Consider the following 21,739-nt stretch of genomic DNA (forward strand, 5'->3'; position numbering starts at 1 on the left):
CCGCCGCCGCTGCAACGTCATCTTCGCGATGCTCCGCGACGGCACGTACTACCAGTCACCCACACCAGTCCCGACCCCCGAGCCACCCACTCTCGCGGCTTGACTCGAAACATAGGGACACCCCCCCCCCCAACTTCAAATCCACGTGAGTGAACGTCAGCGTACGCTCCTACGGGCGGGCCTCGGAATACCGAGACACGATCCGTTATCCCCCAAAATAGGGACCTACCGGTCTGGTGAGGCACGATGCCGGGCCGGAAAGCGGCAGAAATTCCCTGCTGGAGGGGAGGGTCCCGTGTTGGCGGAGGGTGTCCGCTAGGCTCGCTCATTATCATTATCGTTCAGCTCCAGCCCCCGTGGAGCCCCCCGGAACGTGTAACGCCAATAGAGAGGCACGTCCGTGTCCAAGGAAACCGCTCCCGCTGTGAGCACTGAAGCCGAGGGTCAGGGGCTGCGCCGCAGCCTGGAAACCCGGCACATGACCATGATCGCGATGGGTGGCGCGATCGGTACGGGCCTGTTCGTGGCCTCCGGTAATTCGATCGCCACCGCTGGGCCTGGTGGCGCATTAGTCGCGTACATCGCGATCGGGCTCATGGTGTACCTGTTGATGCAGTCATTGGGTGAGATGTCTGCATGGCGGCCCACGTCCGGCTCCTTCGGTGATCACGCCGCCAACTACGTCTCGCCGTCCTTCGGGTTTGCGATTGGTTGGAATTACTGGTTCAACTGGGCTATCACCCTGGCCGCGGAACTCGTGGCCGCCGCGCTGGTGATGCGCTATTGGTTCCCGGACGTGCCGTCCTGGATTTGGTCGGCGTTGTTCCTGCTCACGGTGTTCTCCCTGAATGCGCTGTCCACGCGCGCCTATGGCGAGGGCGAGTTCTGGCTGGCTGCCATCAAGGTGGCCGCGGTGGTCGTCTTCCTGGGACTGGGCGTTCTGATGATCTCCGGAATCATGGGCGGGGAGCCGTCCGGGTTCGACAACTGGACTACGGGTGAGGCGCCGTTCGTCGGAGGACCCATCACCATTCTGGCGATCTTCATGGTCGCGGGCTTCTCCTTCCAAGGCACCGAGCTGGTCGGTGTGGCCGCCGGTGAGGCCAAGGATCCCGAACGCACGGTGCCCAAAGCCATCCGCACCGTGTTTTTCCGCATCCTGCTGTTCTACGTAGGCGCGATCACCGTGATCGGCTTCCTGCTTCCCTACACACACCCGAATCTGCTCGCCTCGGACATCGAGGACATCGCGATCTCGCCCTTCACTTTGGTGCTTGAGAATGCTGGTGTCGCCTTCGCGTCCTCGATCATGAACGCGGTGATCCTCACGGCCATCCTGTCCGCGGGCAACTCCGGCTTGTATGCCTCGACACGTATGTTGTGGTCGCTGGCCATGGACGGCAAGGCCCCCAAGTTCCTGCGCAAGCTCAACAAGCGCGGCATCCCCATGCGAGCGCTGCTGGCAACCTCCGCCTTCGGGTTGCTCGCCTTCGGTACTACCTGGTTCGGCGACGGTGCCGTGTACACCTGGTTGATCAACGCGTCCGCGCTGGCTGGCTTCATCGTGTGGGCCGGTATCGCCTGGACGCACTACAAGTTCCGTCAGGCGTTCAAGGCGCAGGGTCGTTCGGTCAAGGAGCTGCCGTTCCGCGCCAAGTTCTTCCCCGCGGGGCCGATCATCGCGCTGGCCATGTGCTTGCTGGTGATCGTGGGCCAGAGCTACGAGGCGTTCATCAACGACACCGTGACCCCTCTGTCCTTGCTTACCTCGTACATCGGGCTGCCACTGTTCCTGGCGTTCTGGTTCGGTCACAAGTTCGCCACCAAGTCCCACGCCGTGGATCCGGCTCAGGCTGACCTGTCACGGAATCCCCAGATCGTGGATCGCCGCAGCGACCTGGTCTAGAACACCACCACGGTGACCAGGCCCAGGACCCCCAGGGCCACCACGGCCGTCGAGGTCACCACCACGGCTACCGCGTCCGGCTCCACGTGCTCGTTGCTGATCCCCACGGAGCCGCGGCGGTACCGTGCCTGCTGAGTAGTGTAAATGCCGATTGCGGTACATGCTGCCAAACCGAAAAGCGCCAGCACGAACGGGCCGTGGGTGGGCAGCCACCGCAGGAATATGGCGGCAGCAGTGCACAGGGCCAGCATGGTGCGACCCCAGGACAGCACCGTGCGTTCAGGCTGCAGCCCCGGGTCTTCGTGGAAACGTTGCGCGGTGCGTGGCATGGCTCAGCGGGTCAGGACGACAACGACCAGCACGCCGGAGGCAATGGCCCCGCCCACGGCCACCAGCGGCGCAATGATCGGCAGCGGCAGAGGCGCCTTGTGGCGCATGGAGCGCTCCACGCCCAGCCAACGGAAGGTGGCGCCCGCGCTCAACAGCATGCCCAGGAGCAGCAGCACCGTGGCCAGGAATTTGCGGATGGCTAGGTCGAAGATATCGCCCGTGAACGCCTCGATGGCGATGCCACCGGCCAGGAACGCCAATGACGTACGGATCCACGCGAGGAACGTCCGTTCATTGGCCAGGGTGAACCGGGGGTCGGGCTCGCTACCGCCCTTCAGCACGCGTTCGCTGAACGAACTACGACGCCGCTCGGCCGGGTCTTCTGCGGAACTCACCTGGTCTCCTTTAGCGGGGCTTCGCTGGGATCGGTCACCGGGATACTAAGGAAGCTTCCCGGATGACACACACTGTCTCGGTGCGGTTGGTGGCACGTAATCCATGGGTGTCACTGATCTATGCGAAAGGATGGCACCAACTGCACGTTACGACCTTACGGAGGCGCATCATGAGTTCCAGTCATTCTTCGGGCAACAACCCCACGGACTATCGCAATTCCACTCAAGAATACGTGCCGAACGGCGGCGCTCAGGGGCGGAATCCCTCGGTGGCAGCTAACCAGGTCTCTCCGTACGGCCAGCCTCCCGGCCGTTGGGAGTATGTGCCGGTCAGCACTCAGGACGCGCAGCAGCAGGACCAGGCAGCCAGGAGCTCCGAGGCATCATTGGTTCTGGGAATTCTGGGAGTAGTAATACTTCCCATCCTCGCGCCGTTCGCCCTGTGGCAGGCCTATAAGTCCGAGAAGCTGGGTGGCCGAGCAACCGCCGGTAAGGTCCTCGGCTGGGTGGGTGTTGCCCTGCTGATCCTGGGCATCCTGTGGGCGATTGCGTTCTTCGCGTTCTTCGGAGTGGTGATGAGCGAGTTCGAGACAGTCACGAGCACCAACATCTGACCTGATCGCCCACAACGGGATCGCCCCTTACCCGGGCGATCCCGTCAGGACCTCAACACGTCACCAAATCGCGACGCGCTCCTGCTGTGGAAGCCACATCTGGTCCGATTCCTGTACGTCGAAGGCTTCGTAGAAGGCGTCCACGTTGCGCGGGGTCTGTGCTGCGCGGAACTCCGCAGGGGAGTGCGGGTCCGTGGCGATGCGCGTCTTGAGCGCCTCGTCGCGGGACTTCTCCTGCCACACGTAGGCCCATGACACGAACAACCGCTGCGCCGGGGTGAACCCGTCGATGGGCTCGGTGTCCGGAGCATCCTTCTTGTCCTGGGCTGCATGCCAGGCCTTGAACGCGATGGACAGCCCGCCCAAGTCGCCGATGTTTTCACCCAGGGTCAGCTCACCGTTGAGCTTGGGGGCGTTCTCGGAACCGTCGAACTGAGCCGGAGACAGCGCCGCGTACTGGTCCACGAGCCGTGCCGTGCGTGACTCGAAGGCCTCGCGATCGGCGTCGGTCCACCAGTTGCGCAGCTTGCCCTCGCCGTCGCACGTGGAGCCCTTGTCGTCGAAGCCGTGGCCGATCTCGTGACCGATCACCGCGCCGATACCCCCGTAATTGACGGCATCGTCCGCGTCCTGGCTGAAGAACGGGGGCTGCAGAATGGCGGCGGGGAACACAATTTCGTTACGCAGCGGGTGGTAGTAGGCGTTCACGGTCTGCGGCGTCATGAGCCATTCGTGCTTTTCCACGGGCTGGCCGGCCTTGCGGGCAATCTCATCCACCGCGAACTGCGAAGTGCGCACCACATTGCCCACCAAGTCTTCGCCGTCCATGTACAGCGCCGAGTAGTCCTTCCACTTCTCCGGGTAGCCGATCTTGGGCGTGAACCCGGAGAGCTTCTTGAGCGCCTCCCCGCGGGTGTCCTCGGCCATCCAGTCGAGCGTTTCAATGGAATCTCTGTATGCAGCCAGGAGATTGTCCACCAGCTCATCCATGCGGGCCTTGGCAACGGGTGGGAAGTATTCCTGCACGTACAGCTCACCCACGGCCTCCCCGAGCGCGCCGTTGACCAGAGCCACACCGCGCTTCCAGCGGTCCTTGAGCTGCGGGGTTCCGGAAAGCACCGTTCCGTAGAACGCGAAGTTCTCGTTCACGAAGGCTTCCGGCAAGTAGGACGCCCGAGCGGAGACCACGTGCCAGCGGGCCCAGGACTTCCACGCGGGAAGCAGTTCGTCCGTGATCAGCTCGTCCAGGCCGGTGAAGAAGCTGGGCTGCGCGTTGACCACGGTGGCCAACTGATCTTCGGTCAGCCCCACGCCCAACAGCACGGAGTACCAGTCCAGGCGGGACACCTGCCCCGCGAGTTCGGTGAAGGTCATGGGGTTGTACATCTTGGTCAGGTCCCGAACGGTGACCTTGTCCCAGTGGTGGAACGCGATGCGCGTCTCAAGGTCCATCACGGCCTGAGCCTGTTCAACTGCATCGTCGAAGCCAGCGAGTGAGAGCATCTTCTCCACGTGGGCCACGTACTTCTCGCGGATCTCCTGGTACTGGTCCTCGCGGTAGTACTCCTCGTCCGGCAGACCCAGTCCCGACTGACCCACGAACACCATGTTGCGCTGGGGATCACCGGGATCGGAGTCCAGATCGATGTCCAGGGCACCGCCGATGCCCCGGCGCAGGGCCGTACCGAACCAGCGTGAGAGGGATTCGGTGGAATCCACGGCCTCGACCGCGTTCAAGTCCTCGCGCAGTGGTTCCGTTCCGAGCGCCTCAATGCGCTCGGTGTCCATGAAGGAGGCGTAGAGCAAGGCGATCTTCTGCTCGGAACTCTGCCCCGCGGCGGCGTCGTCAGCGTCCGGCTTGGCCTGCCTGATGATGTTCCGCACGGCCTCCTCGGCCTGATCGCGCAGCTCGATGAACGCGCCCGTGGTGGCCTTGTCATCCGGGATGGTGGCGTTGGCCAGCCAGGTCCCGTTCACGAATCGGAACAAATCGTCCTGGGGACGCACGGAGCGGTCGAATGCTTGCAGATCAAACACGGAAGTGGTCATGCAGCCACGCTACTGAACCGCGGTGACGCGCACTACAGAGCCCTCGAGCTGTTCCCGGAGGGCAGAATGGTTGCCATGGACGGAGAACAGATCCAGGACTACGCCGCTTCGGTGGCAGCTGAGCTACCCTCGGCCGAAAAGGACTTCCCGTTCGGGGACGAGACCACCGTGTACCGGGTGGCCGGCAAGATCTTCATTCTCGTGGCATCCCCGTACGGCAGGCCACTGGTGAACCTCAAGGTGGATCCCGAACACTCCGTGGCCCTGCGCCAGACCGTGGCTGGCATCGAGCCGGGCTGGCACATGAACAAGAAGCACTGGATCTCACTGGCTGGTTCCGAACAGATCACCGAAGACCTGGTGACGGAGCTGGTGCACGAGTCCTACGAGCTGATCGTGGAGTCCTTACCCCGAAAGAATCGACCGGTGGAGTACCGCTTCCGAGCCGACTGACGCCCAATTCATGGGAATCGTCCCCAACGAATCCCGGCCGAGCTGCCAGCTACTCGTTCTGGTCGCCTTTTTCGTCTTCCACGGTGGCCTCGGAAATGCGCTCCCCGCGTCGCTCCGCCATGAGCAACTCCCACGTGCGGAGCAATCGCGGCAGCGTGATGATCACCAGACCCCCCACCATGTTCAACGGGATCACCCACGCGAACCACACGAACCAGTCGGTGTAGGAATACTCCCAGCCCGCGTGCATGGCTCCGAACATGACAATGGAATTCAAGGCCCCGTGAAGCATGCCCATGCCCACCACGAGCAAACCGCCGATGAGCGAGATGACCGCCGTCATCACATCGTTTCCCGTGCCCTGCTGCATGCGCGTCATGAGCGTGATGGTGGAACCCGCGAGCAACGCCAGGCATACGGTTTCGAACGTCAGGCCGTTTTCCACGTACCCGCTCGACACCTTGATCAGGGAATCGGTCATGTCCGGGAAGGCCGCCACGACCACCCACATGAAAGCCCAACCGCCGGCCAGGTTGGTCACCAGGGTCACGGCCCACAGTCGAACGAGCGACAGCCACGAGCCATGTCCCGCCACCACCGCATTGATGGGCAGCAGAAAGTCTTCCGTGAACAGCTCGGAATGAGCGAGTCGCAGCGCCAACAGGCCAATGCCGAACGCCATGCCCGCCAGAAGCTTGGAACCCGTGGCGTCCATGACCGCAATCATGGCCATGATGCCTAGACCCACATCGATGCCGCCGAACAGGCCCGTAATGATCAGGGCCCGCCACGTGCGATGCAGTCGGTCGGTGCCCTCCTGGACGGTGTTCTGGAACTCTTCGACCAGTTCGTCCTCGAGGGGCTGGTCGGTGCGCCCGGAGGCTCGGCGCTTGGATTCACTGCTCGAGTGATCTGACATGAGCACAGCGTAGGCGAAAGTTTCTCGCCCCGAGGCTGTGCCGTTCGAGCACGTCACAAGTCTGCTTTGCTGATGGGCAGAAATTCGTGACACCCACCCTCTGTTCGTGCGCAAAGGATTAATGCTTTTATTTCTGTTATAACACTTGAAAAAGCGTTAGAAAGGGTGCTTACTATATATATGGAACGTGGTTCTGAGCATTGCCCGTTCGGCGCTATCAGGGGGAACCAAAGCGCCGGATGGACCACGGTTCCAAGACGTCACTGCGGCGCCCGTTCATGGCCCACCACGTCGAGCTGCACCTTAGCTCGGTGCAACGGCGGTTCACCGGGACATCATCCATGAACGGAAGGGGCGGGTACCGGCGCGATCATTCGGGGAGAAATTCGCGTCAGTACCCGCCCCGTTGGCTCAGTGACGTCCCCCGGTCAGCCCTTGCCGGTGAACTCCGGCTTGCGCTTCTCCTGGAACGCCGCAAAACCTTCCGCGTAATCCTCGGTTGAGCACAGCGCCGCCTGAGCCTTGTTCTCGGCGGCCATGGAGTCCCACAGACCCACCTTGGCATCGCGTACCTGCGCCACGAGTTTCTTGGACGCCAGGTACGCTTGAGTGGCACCCTTGGCGGCCTTGGAGACGCGCTTCATCGTGAAGTCCAGCAGTTCATCGCCCGGGACGGCCCGCGAGAACAGGCCGGCGGCCACCGCCTCCGCGCCCTTCATCATCTCCGCCGTGTAAATCAGATCCAGGGTGCGATGGGCCCCGAGCCGCTCCGTGAACAGCGCGTGCCCGCCCGAATCGAGTGTGGCTCCCAGGTTGGCGAACGGCGATCCGATGGTGGCGTCCTCGGCCACGTAAACGACATCCGTGGCAATGGCCAGCCCCAGCCCAACGCCCAGGCACGCGCCGTGGACGGCCGCGAACGTGGGCGCCGGGAAATCGGCCATCTGCTGCAGTAGCGGCTGCACCTTGCCGGTCAAGTACGCGTCGGTGTCATCGGTCGCCGGATCCACCTGGGAGATATCACGGCCCGCGCAAAACGCACGGCCCTCACCGCGCAGCACCAGGGCGCGCACCCCCGCCTGCTCAGCCTCCGTATACGCCTGCGCCAGCGCGTCCAGGGCGGCTGCGTCCAACGAATTCAGCTTCTTGGGTGCGTTGAGCACCACGTGGGCAATGTTGTCCTCGATCGTCAGGTCAATCATGGGGTTCTCCTTGCGATTCGGTTCCTACGCCCGGTTTCGACCGAGGCGAGTGGGCACATACGACGACGACGCCGCGCGGGTCCCAGCGCGGCGTCGTCGGCAAAGCACGCGAACTCAAGCGTCGAAGTCGACGCTCAGTTCCTTGGAGGTGGGGCGGGTCTGGCAGGTCAGTACGTAACCGGCGTCCACCTCGTCCTTCTCGAGCGCGAAGTTCTCTTCCATCTCGAACTCGCCACCGGTGACCTTGGCGCGGCACGTGCCACACACACCGCCGGCGCACGCGAACGGAACGTCCGGGCGAACGCGCAGCGCTGCGTTGAGCACGGTCTCGTTCGCGGACATCGGCGACTCGACCTCGCCGCTGGCGCCGTCGAGATTGAAGGTGATCTTGTAGTTGTCACCCTTGGGATCGGCCTTGACCACGCGGCCCTGCTGACCCTGCGGAGCAGCAGGCTTGCCCGTGGTGAACAGCTCGAAGCGCACCTTGGACTCGTCCACGCCGCGTTCCTTCAGAGTGTCGCGGCACAACTGGACCAGCTCGAAGGGCCCGCACAGGAACCACTCGTCCGCGGAATTCACCTGGATCACGTGATCCAACAGCTCTTCCAGTTTGTCCTGGTCGATTCGGCCGGACATCAGCGGGGAAATGCGCTGCTCACGCGAGAGCACGTGGTGGATAGCCACGCGGGACGGGTACTTGTCCTTGAGGTCACCGAGCTCCTCGGCGAACATCACGTCCATCGACGAACGGTTGGCGTAGACCAGGTCCATTGATGCCGTGTCCGAGGCGCGCAGGATGGCGCGGGCGATGGACATGATGGGGGTGATACCGGAACCTGCGGCGAAGGCGACCAAATGAACGTTCTTGTTCTTGGCCACCTCCTGGCGCGCCAGTTCCTCCGGGTTGTTCATGGAGGTGATGTTCACCTTGGAGGTGAAGGCACCCTGCGGGTTCATCACGTCCAGGACATCGCCGACCTTGAGCTGCTCGTTGGCCCACGTGGAGAAAACGCCGCCCATGTCCTTCTTGATGGCCACGCGGATCTCACCCGGTTTGGGGTCCGCGCAGATCGAGTAGGAGCGGCGCACCTCGTGGCCGTTGATCTGGGCGCGCACGGCAACGTACTGGCCCGGAAGGTAGTCGTAGTCGTCCACGAGATTCTCGGGAACCGCGAACGTCACCTCCACGGAATCGGAGGTGAGCTTACGCACCTCGGACACCTCGAGGGTGTTGAACGCGCCCCGACGCTTGGCGACGGGCTTGGCCTCAATGGTTTCGCTCATGTCAGTGCACCTTGAAGTAGTCGAAGGGTTCCTTGCAGTCGTTGCAGACCCACAGGGCCTTGCACGAGGTGGACCCGAAGCGGGTCATCTCGCGGGTGTTCAACGAACTGCAGCGAGGACATTTGACGGACAGGGCCAAGCGGACCGGTCCCGAATTGTGCCCGGCGGCCGTGCGGCCGGTGGGTGGGGCAATGCCGTACTCGGTGAGCTTGGCCTGACCGGCCGGACTCATCCAGTCCGTGGTCCAGGCCGGGCGCAGTACCTGCACAACGCGCACGTTGCGGTAGCCGGCGGCCTGAACCACGGTCTCCAGATCAGCGGCCATGGTGTCCATGGCCGGGCAACCGGAGTAGGTGGGGGTGATCACCACAACGGTCTCGTCCGGGCCCGCGTACGCATCGCGCAGCACACCCAGATCCTCGAGCGTGAGCACGGGGATCTCGGGGTCGCACACGGTCGCGGCGACATCCCACAGTTTGGCGTCCTCCTCGTTGGAGGGGCGCTGGGACGGGCCCAGCGGCAACTCGCGGGGAGCGGCGTCGTGACGAAGTACGGAATCGGAAGAAACGCGAGAGGTCATCTAGATCACCACTTGGCCCCGGGATGCTTGCGCGCGAGCGACTGCATTTCGGCCAGGATGTAACCGCGGTACTCCGAGTACTCGCCGTCGCGCGGGGCATCGGACAAGCGTGCCTGCGTGACCTTGGGGACCTCGAGCTCGGCCTCGGCCAGCAGGGCCTCGATTCGCTTCATGGTGTTCTCGCGCAGCGTGGACGGGCGGACCGCAATGCCCTCGAGCTCGTCGTGCAGCGGCTCGTCAGCGAACAGCTCGTCCAGGTACGGCCACATGTAGTAGAGGCCCTCCTGGATGCGACGCTTGGACTCCTTGGTGCCCAGGCCCAGGCGCAGAATCCACTGTGCCGCGTGGTCCTGGTGGTACTCGACCTCCTTCACCGCCTTGTCCGCGATGGCGGCCAGGGTCTGGTCCTGGGAGGACTGCAGCGCCGAGTAGAGCTCGTACTGGTAGAAGGAGAACAAAAGCTGACGGGCGATGGTTTGCCCGAAGTCACCGTTCTCCTGCTCGACCAGGCGGACCGAGCGGAATTCCTCTTCGTCGCGGAAGTACGCCAGGTCGTCCTCGGATTTGCCCCACGCGGAACCCGCGTAGGTCAGCAGGAAGCGAGCGTGACCCACCATGTCCAGGGCAATGTTGCCCAGGGCAATGTCTTCCTCGAGCTCGGGAGCTCGGGAGATCCACCAGCCCAGGCGCTGAGCCAGCATCAGGGAATCGTCCCCGAGGCGCAGGGCATACTGGGCGACCGGCTCGGACGCCTTGCCACCGGAGCCCGCGATGTCCTCAGCGGTGATCGCATTTCCGGCGGACTGCTTAGTCGCGGAGTCGTGTGATGCGAAAGCGCTCACAGGTGCTTCACCCCTTCACTCTTGGTGTAGTAGGTGGCGTGGCGGTAGCTCTTGCCCTGAGCGGACTCGAAGTAGCCACCCTTGGAGTCCGGATCGGAGGAGGTAATCGCGTCAGCCGGGACGACCCACACGCTGGTGCCTTCATTGCGGCGGGTGTACAGGTCGCGTGCATTACGCACGGCCATGGTGGCGTCCGGGGCGTGCAGCGAACCCGCGTGCACGTGGGACAGGCCGCGCGAGGAGCGCACGAAGACCTCCCACAGGGGCCAGTTACCGGTGGTGTTTTCGCTCATGTTCAGGCTCCGATGAGTTCGGCGGACGCGCGGCCCGCAACAATGCTGACTTCTTCGTTGTCGTTGGCTGACTCTGCTGCCTCGGCAGCGGCCTGCATCTGACGCTTGGCGTAGGCCTCGGCTGCTTCACGGACCCAGGCGCCGTCGTCGTGGGCCTTGCGGCGGCGCTGCATGCGCTGCACGTTGCACGGACCGGAGCCCTTGATCACGGACATGAACTCATCCCAGTCCAGCTGGCCGTAGTCGTAGTGACCGCGCTCCTCGTTCCACTTCAGATCGGGATCCGGCAGGGTCAGGCCCAGGGCCTCCGCCTGCGGCACGATCATGTCCACGAAACGCTGACGCAGCTCGTCGTTGGAGAAGCGCTTGATGTTCCACTCCATGGACTGCTGGGAGTTGGGGGAGTCGGCATCCGGCGGGCCGAACATCTGCAGGGCGGGGCCGTAGGTGCGGTTCACAGCGTCCTGTGCCATCTGCTTCTGTTCCTTGGAGCCGTGGGAGAGCTCGTAGAGGATCTCCCAGCCCTGGCGCTGATGGAAGGACTCTTCCTTGCAGATGCGGACCATGGCGCGGCCGTAGGGTCCGTAGGATGCGCGGCACAGGGGAACCTGGTTGCAGATGGCGGCACCGTCGACCAGCCAGCCGATGGCTCCCATGTCAGCCCAGGTGCGTGCCGGGTAGTTGAAGATCGAGGAGTACTTGGCCTTGCCGGAGAGCAGCTGCTCGTTGAGGACCTCGCGGGGAGTGCCCAGGGTCTCGGCGGCGGAGTACAGGTACAGACCGTGACCGGCCTCGTCCTGGACCTTGGCCATCAGAATGGCCTTGCGCTTGAGGCTCGGTGCGCGGGTGATCCAGTTGGCTTCCGGCTGCATGCCGATGATTTCCGAGTGCGCGTGCTGAGAAACCTGACGGGTCAGGGTCTTACGGTAGGCCTCGGGCATCCAGTCGCGGGGCTCGATGCGGGAGTCGTCCGCAATGAGCGTGTCGAAGTGCTGCTGGTCCACGGAGTTCTCGGTGGAAGTGGTTTGTTCAGTCATGGTGTCCCTCAGTTCACGGATGAGTTGGGGCGGAGCAAGCTGCCGCGGACTCCGCTTCGATAATAACTGACCGCTCGTTCAGAATATAGCCGTAGAATGTGGTCGTCAACACAAACCTCGAAAAAATGTGATCCACTTGACAGGACATCACATTCTGCGATTCCCTACTGACCATTCGGTCATATAATGTGAGGGAGACAACATGCCGGACCATCCGATTCTCCGCGGGGACAAGACCTCGGAGTGGCTGGGGATCACCGTTCATCGGGCGGACCCGGGTCACGCCGTAATCAGCATGACCGTGCGGGAAGAGATGCTCAACGGATTCGGCATCGTCCACGGGGGCATGATCTTCAGCCTGGCTGATTCATGCTTCGCCATGGCCTGCAACGACCCCACCGGGGACGGCAGCACCATCACGGTGGCGCAGGGCGTGGACATCAACTTCATCAGTTCAGCTCGGGTCGGTCAGACACTGACCGCCGAGGGTCGTGAGATCGCCACCACCGGTCGCAGCGGACTCTACGACATGCGCGTCACCGCCGAAGACGGCTCAGTGATTGCTCAGTTCCGCGGCCGTAGCCGTACCGTGCCCAACCGTCAGAAAGCGTAAGGTCATGACCACCTGCTCCGTTCCCAATCCGTACAAGCCCACCAAGTCCGCGGATCCCTCGCAGCCGGATCCCGAAGAGACCATGACCCGGGACCAGATCGAGGCGTTGCAGACCGAGCGTCTCAACTGGACCCTGCACTACGCCTACGAGAACGTTCCGGCGTACAAGGAGCTCTTCGACGAGCACGGCGTGCACCCGGATGACTTCAAGGAACTCGAGGACTTGGCCAAGTTCCCGTACACGGACAAGGAATTCCTGCGGAAGTCCTACCCGTTCAAGTCTTTCGCCACGCCCATGTCCGAGATCCGCCGCATCCACGCGTCGTCCGGAACCACCGGTCAGCCCACCGTGGTGGCCTACACCGAGGACGACCTGGAAACCTGGGGCACCCTGGTGGCCCGCTGCTTCCGTATGTCCGGTGTGAAGCCCGGCGACAAGGTGCACAACGTGTACGGCTACGGCCTGTTCACTGGCGGCCTGGGTGCCCATTACGGTGCCGAGCGTCTTGGCTGCGCCGTGATTCCGATGTCCGGCGGCCAGACCGACAAGCAGGTGCAACTGATTCAGGACTTCCAGCCGGAAATCATCCTGTCCACGCCCACCTACCTGCTGACCATTGCCGACGGGTTCCGGAAGCACGGCATTAACCCGCGCGAGACTTCCCTCAAGCACGCAGTGCTCGGTGCTGAGCCGTGGACCGAGGAAATGCGCCACGAGATCGAGAAGACTTTCGACATCACCGCGTGCGACATCTACGGCCTGTCCGAGGTCATGGGCCCCGGCGTGGCCGGCGAGTCCGTGGAAACCAAGGACGGCTCCCACATCTGGGAGGATCACTTCCGCCCGGAGATCATCGACCCGTTCGACGATCGCGTGCTGGACACCGGCGAGCCCGGTGAGTTGATCTTCACTTCGCTGACCAAGCAGGCGCTGCCGATCATCCGGTACCGCACCCACGATCTGACGCGTTTGCTGCCGGGTTCGGTGCGCCCGGGGCACCGCCGCATGGGCCGCATCACGGGCCGTTCGGACGACATGATCATCCTGCGCGGCGTGAACCTGTTCCCGTCCCAGATCGAGGAACTCGCCCTGCAGATCCCAGAGCTCTCCCCGCACTTCACGCTGGAGATCACCCGGCCCAAGCGCATGGATCAGATGACCATCCACATCGAGCGTCGCGAAGAAGTAACTCTCGAGGAAGCTCAGGAGGCCGGCAAGAAGCTCGTCCACGAGATCAAGACCAAGATCGGTTCGTCCGCCGCGATCAACGTGGTGGAGCCCGGCTCGCTGGAGCGTTCTTCCGGCAAACTGCGCCGCATCTACGATCACCGTGACAAGTAGGCTCTGATCAGTCATGACGCCGAGCACCGGGGGTTTCCTCCGGTGCTCGTTGCGTTCGGCTCGCGGTAGCCTGTAGTGATTGCTCAGTAACAGAAAGTAGAGTCCGGTTTCATGCCAGCTCAGCCACGCTCCCTCACTCACGACGACGCCGCTTCGGCGCCTCGTCGCGGTCGTCCCGGCTACGACCGGGAGACCTTGCTGGCCGTGTGTGTGGAGGTGTTCAACCGCCACGGTTATGACGCCACGTCCATGGGGACTCTGTCTTCTCACCTGGGCATTTCCAAGTCTGCGATCTACCACCACGTGGCCTCCAAGGAAGAGATCCTGGAACAGGCGCTCAACCGCGCGCTGGATTCACTCGAGGCCGTTTTTGAGCACGTCCAGGCCACCGATTCCCGCGCCGTGAACAAGCTCGAGATGATCATTCAGGGCTCCGTGCGGGTGCTGGTGGATCAAATGCCCTACGTGACGCTGCTGCTGCGACTGCGCGGGAACTCGCCGGTCGAGCTGAAGGCGCTCGAGCGGCGTCGGCAATTGACGCGGATGGTCGAGAACCTGGTGCGCACCGCCCAGGACGAAGGCGACCTGCGCACCGACATCTCCAACAAATCCGCGCCCCGTTTGATGCTGGGCATGGTCAACTCGATCGTGGACTGGTACCAGCCCGAACGCTCCGGAACGGTGGACCAACTTTCCGACACCGCGGTGAAGATGATCTTCGCCGGCCTGCGGGCGATGTAGCGGCAGCTTTCGAGTTGCCGCCGAGATCTGAGACATCCTTAGGCCGCCGCCAAGATTCCAGACACTTTCACGCCACCCATAACGGCTCTGAATGGCTTTAGAGTGCCAGGAATCTGCCCCGGCCGTGCCGAGTGGCCTAGAGTGACTGAGTTCTGGCTCCTAGTCAGGTGGCAGGAGCTCAACGGCGGTGGTGGGGACTCGAATCGAGTCCCCACCACCGCCGTTTTCGGCTGCTTGGCCAGCCCGGGTTACTCAGTGTCCTCCGGCATCGGCCAGGTCTTCGAGACCAGGGTCAGCACGTCGTAGGTGGCGACGATCTCGTCGTTCTGGTTGGTCAGACGGGCGTCCCAGGCGACCTCGCCGTATTCATCGGTCACGCGCGGGGTGATCTTCTTGGCGGTGAGGGTCACGCGGATGGCTTCGTCGTAGGTGACCGGGGTGATGAAGCGCAGGTTCTCCAGGCCGTAGTTGGCCAGCACGGGTCCCGGGGCGGGCTCCACGAACAGGCCGGCGGCCCAGGAGACCAACAGGTAGCCGTGGGCCACGCGGCGCGGGAAGAACGGGTTGGCCATAGCGGCCTCCTCGTCCGTGTGCGCGTAAAAGGTGTCGCCGGTCTTGTCCGCGAATTCCAGGATGTCGTCGAGCTTGACGGTGCGCAGGTCGGAGACGAACTGGTCACCGATGCGCAGCGTCTCCAGCGACTTGCGGAACGGGTGCTCGCCCGTGCCGTTCTCCACGTCCTCCCGGGTCACGGTGTTGGCCGTCGCGCCCCAGTGCCACTGGCCGGTGATGCCGGTGAGCAGATCCGGGGAACCTTGGATGGCGGTGCGCTGCATGTAATGCTTCACCGCGCGGATACCACCGAGCTCTTCACCGCCGCCGGCGCGGCCGGGTCCACCATGTACCAGGTGCGGAATGGGGGAGCCGTGACCCGTGGAGGTCTTGGCGTCGTCGCGGTCCAGGAACAATACACGGCCGTGGTGGGAGCCGATACCTGCCGCGAATTCACCGGCCAGTTCTGGCGAGTGCGTGCACACCGTGGCCACCAGGGAGCCGCCGCCGAGTGCCGCGATCTCCACTGCGTCGGACACAGAACCGTCGTAGCTGATCACGGAAGTGACGGGGCCGAAGGCCTCGACCTCGTGCACGGCGGGGGTGCGAGCGTCGTCGAAGGACAGCAGGGTCACGGGGAAGAATGAGCCCTCGGAAGGAACCGAGGACAGCGCCTCCGGGCCGCCGAATTCCACGACCGCGCCGGCGTCGATCAGGGCGCGTACGGAGCGGGAAACCTCTGACTGCTGCTCATCGGAGGCGAGGGCACCCACGGTGGTTGCAGAGGACCGCGGATCGCCCACCTTCGCACGTTCGGACACGCGGGACTCGATGGCCGAGATGACCTCCGAGCGGATGTTCTGCGGGACGATCACGCGGCGCACGGCGGTGCACTTCTGACCTGCCTTGGCGGTGATCTCCAGGACCACGGACTTCACGAACGCTTCGAACTCGGGCGAATCGGAGGTGACGTCCGGGGCCATGATCGCGGCGTTGAGGGAGTCGGTCTCCGCGGTGAAGCGCACGCCCTTGTCCTGCACGTTCGTGTGCGAGCGCAGGGACTTGGCGGTCGCGGCTGAGCCGGTGAACGCCACGTGGTCGCGGGCGTCCAAGTGGTCGAGCAAGTCACGGGCCGAGCCGGAGATCAGCTGCAGCGAACCTTCAGGCAGCAGGCCGGAATCCAGCATCAGGCGCACGCACGTCTCGGTCACGTAACCGGTGGGCGTCGCGGGCTTCACGATGGACGGCACGCCGGCAATGAACGCCGGGGCGAACTTCTCGAGCATGCCCCACACCGGGAAGTTGAACGCGTTGATCTGCACGGCCACACCGGGAATGCGGGTGTAGATGTGCTCGCCCAGGAACGAGCCGTCACGCGACAGCTGCTCCACGGCGCCGTCGACGATCACGTTTGAGTTGGGCAGTTCGCGGCGACCCTTGGAGGAGAACGTAAAAACGGTGCCGATGCCGCCGTCAATGTCGATCAGGTGATCCTTGGCGGTGGAACCCGTGGCGTAGGAGATCTCGTAGAGCTCGTCCTTGTGCTCGGTCAGGTATTGCGCGAGCTGCTTGAGGATCAGCGCGCGGTCGTGAATGCGCAGTTTGCCCAGGTTCTCCTGGCCCACGGTGCGGCCGTATTCGATGGCGGCGGCGGTGTCCAGGCCGTCGGTGCTGACGCGGGCCACGAGCTCGCCGGTCGCGGCGTTGTTCACGTCCGCGACTCGCTCCGGGTTCTCCGGCTGCCACCACTGGCCGCTCACGTAGCTGGGGAGGATCTCGATGTCCTGGGTTTTGGTTTGGGTGCTCACGCGCCGGTCCCTTCTCAACACTTCAAGCCGAACAATCGGTCAGTATTTAGTCCAGGATAACCTAGGTCACAACAGCGCACCACCGTTTTTCGGGCAACGACGCCGCTCGGGTACCTCGCGCACGCAACGCACCGCGGCGGCGTCGGACGCCAAGTTAAGGAGGAACCATGCACGAGGACCCCACCCCGGCGGACATCCGCGCGGACCAGGACCGGAAGAACCGCGAGAAGCTCCCCTTCGAGGACGCGGACGGCCAACCCTACGAGCCGTGGACCATCCAGCTGGGCGAGTTGGACAACAAGATGGGCGTGGTGATCGAGGAGCAGTCCGCCGAGCGCGTGGTCGCGACCATGCCGGTGGAAGGTAACCGTCAGTCGCTGGGCCTTTTGCACGGCGGTGCATCCGTGGCCCTGGGCGAGGCGCTCGGTTCGTGGGCCGCGGTAATTCATGCCTCCACGTTCGGCAAGGTGGCCGTGGGCGTGGACATCAACGCGACCCACCACTCCTCCGCACGCTCCGGCATGATCCGCGGCGTGGCCACAGCCATTCACCTGGGCCGCTCGGCCACAACTCACGAAGTGGTCATCAGCCACATCGACACCGGCAAGCGCCTCTGCACGATTCGCATCACCAACTTCCTCAAGGACACCAAGAAGAAGTCCTGACGGATTACCCCGCGCACGGAACAGCACTGCGGCCCGCACACTCACTGACGAGTGTGCGGGCCGCAGCGCTGAGGGGCCTGGTGCGACGGACGCGAGCGAGCGGCGTCGTCGATAATTGGTCGAGAGAGCGGTTGGCCGTCGGGCAGTCCATGTGCAATCTCAGGTGAGGTAACAGCATTCGGATGGCCTTATGTGAGGACAATGCAGTTTCGGGGCCCGGAATCTGCATCTTCCTCACATCAGGCTGCACCCTGCGGTTTCCTCACATCACGCTTGCCAGAGCACCATGCGCCGACAATTTCGCGTGAGGGAACGGCAGGCGGGAAGCGCAGCTCTCTTTTGCCAACGCCCTTCGCCTGATCGAGAGTGCTCAGGCGCGAGGGGGAAGGTGGCGCGATTCGCCAGGGTGAATCCTGACATAACGGTCGCCCGGAGGATCATGCCCTCCGGGCGACACGACTACTTCTACTTGGAGGCGACTACTCGCGCATCGCTCAGAACTGCGCGGTCTCCGTGGAGCCGGCCAGAGCGGTGGTCGAGGAGTTGGGGTTCACAGCCTGGGAGACCAGATCGAAGTACCCGGTGCCCACCTCGCGCTGGTGCTTGGTGGCGGTGTAGCCGCGTTCCTCGGCGGCGAACTCGCGCTCCTGCAGCTCGACGTACGAGGTCATCTGGTTGCGGGCGTAACCGTGGGCCAGGTCGAACATCGAGTAGTTGAGGGCGTGGAAACCGGCCAGGGTGATGAACTGGAAGCGGTAGCCCATGGCGGAGAGTTCGCGCTGGAACTTGGCGATGGTCTCGTCGTCCAGGTGCTTCTTCCAGTTGAAGGACGGCGAGCAGTTGTACGCGAGCATCTGGTCCGGGAAGTCCTCGTGCACGGCGTCTGCGAACTTGCGAGCGAGCTCAAGGTCCGGGGTGCCGGTCTCCATCCAGATCAGATCCGAATAGGGAGCGTAGGCCTTGGCGCGGGCCACACAGGGCTCCAGGCCGTTGCGGACCTTGTAGAAGCCTTCGGAGGTGCGCTCGCCGGTGATGAACTCGGCGTCCTGCTCGTCCACGTCGGAAGTGATGAGGGTGGCGGCCTCGGCGTCGGTGCGGGCAATGATCAGGGTGGGAACATCCTCGATGTCCGCGGCCAGGCGGGCGGCGTTCAGGGTGCGCACGTGCTGCTGCGTGGGAACGAGTACCTTGCCGCCCAGGTGACCACACTTCTTCTCGGAGGCCAGCTGGTCCTCCCAGTGCACACCTGCGGCGCCGGCGTTGATCATGGACTTCATCAACTCAAAAGCGTTGAGCGGGCCGCCGAAACCGGCCTCCGCATCCGCGACGATCGGGGCCATCCAGTTGTCGACCGTTTTGATGCCCTCGGAGTGCTCGATCTGATCCGCGCGACGCAGTGCGTTGTTGATGCGCTGGACCACCTGCGGCACCGAGTTGGCGGGGTACAGGGACTGATCCGGGTAGGTCTGCCCGGCCTGGTTGGCGTCACCGGCGACCTGCCAACCGGAGAGGTAGATGGCCTTGAGGCCGGCCTTGACCTGCTGAACCGCCTGGTTACCGGTCAGAGCGCCCAGAGCATTGATGTAATCCTCCGTGTTGAGCAGCTGCCAGAGCTGGTCTGCACCGCGGCGTGCGAGGGTGTGCTCCTCTCGAAAGGAACCCTGCAGACGCAGGACCTCCTCGGGCGTGTAATCACGGGTGATACCGAGCCAGCGGGGATTCTCGTCCCAGTCCTGCTGAATCTCCTGGGCGCTGCGCTGATTGCTGTTCGTGGGGTTCATGACGGTCTCCTTCGTCCTTGTGATGCGACGGTTGTGCGATGAAGTTCCGCCGCTCTGTGCCTTGTGACTACTACTTTGACGGGTTTTCAGCCGGTTGCACCCAGAAAATTCTGTGAAGAAATCAAGTTCTTCACGTTTCGGCATGTTTTCCGTAAGCTCGTGCCATGGCACCTCGTTCGACGACGCCGCAGGGCCAACGCACCCGCGCGAGCGCACCTTCTGCCCCGCCCGCCGATTCGGTCTTCGACGGCGATCCCGCGGACCCTATCGCCGTGGGTCGCCGCATCCGCTACCGCCGTAAGAGGCTCCGCGTGACCCTGGGGCAGCTGGCCGATCAGGTGGGCATGGCGGCGTCGGCGTTGTCGCTGATCGAGAACGGAAAGCGCGAACCCAAACTCTCCACGCTGGCGGCCATCGCCAAGGCGCTGGACACGTCCGTCGAGCAGCTCATCGGTGCCAAGACGCAGTCCAAGCGCATGGAGCTGGAGATCGAGGTGGAGCGGGTACAGCGCGGGCCCATGTACTCGTCGCTGGGGCTGCCGTCCGTGCGTGTGGGGCCGGGGCTGAGTACCGAGGCGCTCGAGGCCATCGTCGCGCTGCAACGGCAGCTCGCCCACCGTCTGGATGAACAGGCAGCCACACCCGAGGAAGCCCGACGCGCCAACACCGACCTGCGGGCGCGCATGCAGAAACTCAACAACTACTTCGAACGCATCGAGACGATGGCCGGGGAGCTGCTGGCGGCCATCGGGCACGGCGGTGGGCCACTCTCTGAGCACCACATTTCGTCGCTGGTCTCCCACGTGGGGTTCGAGATCCACCAGGTCCCGGATCTGCCGCACTCGACTCGGTCGGTCACCGACCTGCGTAACAAGCGGTTCTACCTGCCGGCGCGCTCGAGTATCGGCTCCACCTGGTCCGTGTTGCTGCAGGCCGTGGGGCATTTGCTGCTGGACCACAAGCGTCCCGAGAACTATGGGGAGTTCCTGGAGCAGCGGGTTGAGACCAACTACTTTGCGGCCGCGCTCATGATTCCGGAGTCCTCGGCGGTGAAGTTGCTCGCCGAGTCCAAGGCCCGCCGGGAGCTGTCCGTGGACGACCTGCGCGACGCGTTCGCCGTCTCCCACGAGACCGCCGCGCACCGCATGACCAACTTGATGACCCAGCACTTCGGGATCCCCACGCACTTCGAGAAGGTCCATTCCTCCGGGATCATCCACAAGGCCTGGTCCAATGACGGCATCGCATTCCCCACCGACCACACCGGCGCGGTCGAAGGCCAGCGCGCGTGCCGCTACTTCTCTGCACGGCAGGCGTTTTCGGCGACCAACCGGTTGCTCTCGCACTTCCAGTACACGGATACCCCCGGCGGCACGTTCTGGTGTTCGGCGCGGGTGGAGCGGTCCACGGACGGCGAGTTCTCCATTGCGTTCGGGGTGCCTTACGAGCACGTCAAATGGTTCCGCAACAGGGACACCGCCGTGCGCAAGCAGTCCACCTGTCCCGACCCCGCGTGCTGCCAAGAGCCGCCCGGCGCGCTCGCGGATACGTGGGACGGGCAGTCCTGGCCCTCGGCAAGGCCCGCGACCCACATGCTTGCGGCGATGCCGGCCGGTGCCTTCCCGGGGGTGGACGAGACCGAGGTCTACCGCTTCCTGCGGCGGCACCAGCCCGCGCCCACCATTGATCCGGACGGTGACCTCACGTAGCCTCCAGAACATTCCCGCCGACGACGCCGCTCACGCGCCTCGAAGCCGGAGCTCACGTTTTCGTGACCTCGGCACCCGCGAGTAGAGAGCCGTCGGCGACCCGTGTTTCACGTAATTTCTGCCGACGAAAGGCGACCCATGAGCTTTGCGACCGCTGACCTGTACGACGAGCACGGCGAGGACCTGCAGTCCGTGACCACCCAGATGATCTCGGTGGGCGGTGTGCATCGGTTCACCGGCCCCATCCGTACCGTGCGCTGCTTCGAGTCCAACGTGGAGGTCAAGAAGCTCGTGGCCACCCCGGGCGACGGCGCAGTGCTCGTGGTCGACGGCCAAGGATCCATGAACCGCGCACTCCTGGGCGACAACGTGGCCCGCACCGCCATGGAGAACGGCTGGGCCGGTGTGATCGTCAACGCCCCCGTGCGCGACCGCGTGGAACTGGGCACGCTGCAGATCGGCGTCAAGGCGTTGGGCACCAATCCCCGCAAGTCGGAGCCCAATGACTCGGGCGAGACGGACGTGATTGTGAACTTCGGTGGGGTGACCTTCCGCCCCGGCAAGACCGTGTGGGCTGATGAGGACGGGATCCTCGTGGAGCGGTGATCTGAGACTCAGGCCTCA

Annotated in this window: 21 protein-coding genes; 9 read left to right on the top strand and 12 right to left on the bottom strand. The window is 64.0% G+C overall.

The window, feature by feature from the left end:
- Positions 1-478 precede the first annotated feature (478 nt).
- Positions 479-1,906, top strand: coding sequence for an amino acid permease (locus CKW39_RS00005; protein WP_095796614.1), 1,428 nt, complete (start codon positions 479-481; stop codon positions 1,904-1,906).
- Here the strand turns inward: CKW39_RS00005 and CKW39_RS00010 are convergent.
- Complete coding sequence (locus tag CKW39_RS00010; RefSeq protein ID WP_095796170.1) at positions 1,903-2,235, bottom strand: DUF202 domain-containing protein; 333 nt, start codon at positions 2,233-2,235, stop codon at positions 1,903-1,905. The genes CKW39_RS00005 and CKW39_RS00010 overlap by 4 nt on opposite strands.
- Before the next feature lie 3 nt (positions 2,236-2,238).
- Complete coding sequence (locus CKW39_RS00015; RefSeq protein ID WP_095796171.1) at positions 2,239-2,631, bottom strand: YidH family protein; 393 nt, start codon at positions 2,629-2,631, stop codon at positions 2,239-2,241.
- A 170-nt stretch (positions 2,632-2,801) separates the two neighbouring features.
- On the opposite strand from CKW39_RS00015, the gene CKW39_RS00020 reads away from it, so the two are divergent.
- Positions 2,802-3,245 carry a DUF4190 domain-containing protein gene (locus tag CKW39_RS00020; RefSeq protein ID WP_095796172.1) on the top strand — a complete coding sequence of 148 codons (444 nt, stop codon included), beginning with the start codon at positions 2,802-2,804 and terminating at the stop codon, positions 3,243-3,245.
- Between the two features lie 60 nt (positions 3,246-3,305).
- On the opposite strand, the gene CKW39_RS00025 is transcribed toward CKW39_RS00020, so the two are convergent.
- Complete coding sequence (locus CKW39_RS00025) at positions 3,306-5,294, bottom strand: M13 family metallopeptidase (protein WP_095796173.1); 1,989 nt, start codon at positions 5,292-5,294, stop codon at positions 3,306-3,308.
- A gap of 75 nt (positions 5,295-5,369) precedes the next feature.
- On the opposite strand from CKW39_RS00025, the gene CKW39_RS00030 reads away from it, so the two are divergent.
- Positions 5,370-5,747, top strand: a complete 378-nt coding sequence (locus CKW39_RS00030; RefSeq protein ID WP_095796615.1) for an MmcQ/YjbR family DNA-binding protein — start codon at positions 5,370-5,372, stop codon at positions 5,745-5,747.
- A 49-nt stretch (positions 5,748-5,796) separates the two neighbouring features.
- Here CKW39_RS00030 and CKW39_RS00035 read toward each other — a convergent pair whose 3' ends face one another.
- From CKW39_RS00035 to paaA, 7 genes are all read right to left on the bottom strand, one after another.
- Positions 5,797-6,666: a formate/nitrite transporter family protein gene (locus CKW39_RS00035; RefSeq protein WP_095796616.1), complete on the bottom strand. Its 870-nt coding sequence runs from the start codon at positions 6,664-6,666 to the stop codon at positions 5,797-5,799.
- 428 nt (positions 6,667-7,094) lie between these two features.
- A complete protein-coding gene (locus CKW39_RS00040; protein WP_095796174.1) occupies positions 7,095-7,868 on the bottom strand; it encodes an enoyl-CoA hydratase/isomerase family protein in 774 nt (257 codons plus the stop codon).
- Between the two features lie 114 nt (positions 7,869-7,982).
- On the bottom strand, positions 7,983-9,152 hold the full coding sequence (gene paaE / locus CKW39_RS00045) for a 1,2-phenylacetyl-CoA epoxidase subunit PaaE (RefSeq protein WP_095796175.1): 1,170 nt from the start codon (positions 9,150-9,152) through the stop codon (positions 7,983-7,985).
- A 1-nt stretch (position 9,153) separates the two neighbouring features.
- The gene (gene paaD / locus CKW39_RS00050; protein WP_173674258.1) at positions 9,154-9,732 is read right to left on the bottom strand and encodes a 1,2-phenylacetyl-CoA epoxidase subunit PaaD; all 579 of its coding nucleotides are present in this window, start codon (positions 9,730-9,732) and stop codon (positions 9,154-9,156) included.
- A 5-nt stretch (positions 9,733-9,737) separates the two neighbouring features.
- The gene (gene paaC, locus CKW39_RS00055; protein ID WP_095796176.1) at positions 9,738-10,574 is read right to left on the bottom strand and encodes a 1,2-phenylacetyl-CoA epoxidase subunit PaaC; all 837 of its coding nucleotides are present in this window, start codon (positions 10,572-10,574) and stop codon (positions 9,738-9,740) included.
- On the bottom strand, positions 10,571-10,867 hold the full coding sequence (paaB, locus tag CKW39_RS00060; RefSeq protein WP_016995969.1) for a 1,2-phenylacetyl-CoA epoxidase subunit PaaB: 297 nt from the start codon (positions 10,865-10,867) through the stop codon (positions 10,571-10,573). The genes paaC and paaB overlap by 4 nt, the downstream gene beginning before the upstream one ends.
- A 2-nt stretch (positions 10,868-10,869) precedes the next feature.
- A complete protein-coding gene (paaA, locus tag CKW39_RS00065) occupies positions 10,870-11,904 on the bottom strand; it encodes a 1,2-phenylacetyl-CoA epoxidase subunit PaaA (RefSeq protein WP_095796177.1) in 1,035 nt (344 codons plus the stop codon).
- A gap of 202 nt (positions 11,905-12,106) precedes the next feature.
- Here paaA and paaI point away from each other — a divergent pair, with 202 nt between their 5' ends.
- From paaI to CKW39_RS00080, 3 genes are all read left to right on the top strand, one after another.
- Positions 12,107-12,517, top strand: a complete 411-nt coding sequence (gene paaI, locus CKW39_RS00070) for a hydroxyphenylacetyl-CoA thioesterase PaaI (RefSeq protein WP_095796178.1) — start codon at positions 12,107-12,109, stop codon at positions 12,515-12,517.
- A 4-nt stretch (positions 12,518-12,521) separates the two neighbouring features.
- Positions 12,522-13,859, top strand: coding sequence for a phenylacetate--CoA ligase family protein (locus tag CKW39_RS00075; RefSeq protein ID WP_095796179.1), 1,338 nt, complete (start codon positions 12,522-12,524; stop codon positions 13,857-13,859).
- Positions 13,860-13,970: 111 nt separating this feature from the next.
- Complete coding sequence (locus CKW39_RS00080) at positions 13,971-14,600, top strand: TetR/AcrR family transcriptional regulator (protein WP_095796180.1); 630 nt, start codon at positions 13,971-13,973, stop codon at positions 14,598-14,600.
- Positions 14,601-14,848: 248 nt separating this feature from the next.
- Here the strand turns inward: CKW39_RS00080 and paaZ are convergent, their stop codons facing one another.
- Entirely contained in the window at positions 14,849-16,960 is a 2,112-nt protein-coding gene (gene paaZ / locus CKW39_RS00085; RefSeq protein WP_095796181.1) for a phenylacetic acid degradation bifunctional protein PaaZ, read from the bottom strand.
- Positions 16,961-17,127: 167 nt separating this feature from the next.
- Here paaZ and CKW39_RS00090 point away from each other — a divergent pair, with 167 nt between their 5' ends.
- Entirely contained in the window at positions 17,128-17,625 is a 498-nt protein-coding gene (locus tag CKW39_RS00090; RefSeq protein WP_095796182.1) for a hotdog fold thioesterase, read from the top strand.
- Between the two features lie 494 nt (positions 17,626-18,119).
- Here CKW39_RS00090 and aceA read toward each other — a convergent pair whose 3' ends face one another.
- Positions 18,120-19,406, bottom strand: a complete 1,287-nt coding sequence (aceA, locus tag CKW39_RS00095) for an isocitrate lyase (RefSeq protein WP_095796183.1) — start codon at positions 19,404-19,406, stop codon at positions 18,120-18,122.
- 164 nt (positions 19,407-19,570) lie between these two features.
- On the opposite strand from aceA, the gene CKW39_RS00100 reads away from it, so the two are divergent.
- Together CKW39_RS00100 and rraA are read left to right on the top strand one after the other, a co-directional pair.
- Entirely contained in the window at positions 19,571-21,115 is a 1,545-nt protein-coding gene (locus tag CKW39_RS00100) for an XRE family transcriptional regulator (protein WP_095796184.1), read from the top strand.
- Between the two features lie 138 nt (positions 21,116-21,253).
- Positions 21,254-21,721, top strand: a complete 468-nt coding sequence (gene rraA / locus CKW39_RS00105) for a ribonuclease E activity regulator RraA (RefSeq protein ID WP_095796185.1) — start codon at positions 21,254-21,256, stop codon at positions 21,719-21,721.
- The last annotated feature ends 18 nt before the right edge of the window (positions 21,722-21,739 follow it).

Source organism: Kocuria sp. WRN011 (assembly GCF_002295155.1).
GTDB classification, from domain to species: domain Bacteria; phylum Actinomycetota; class Actinomycetes; order Actinomycetales; family Micrococcaceae; genus Kocuria; species Kocuria carniphila.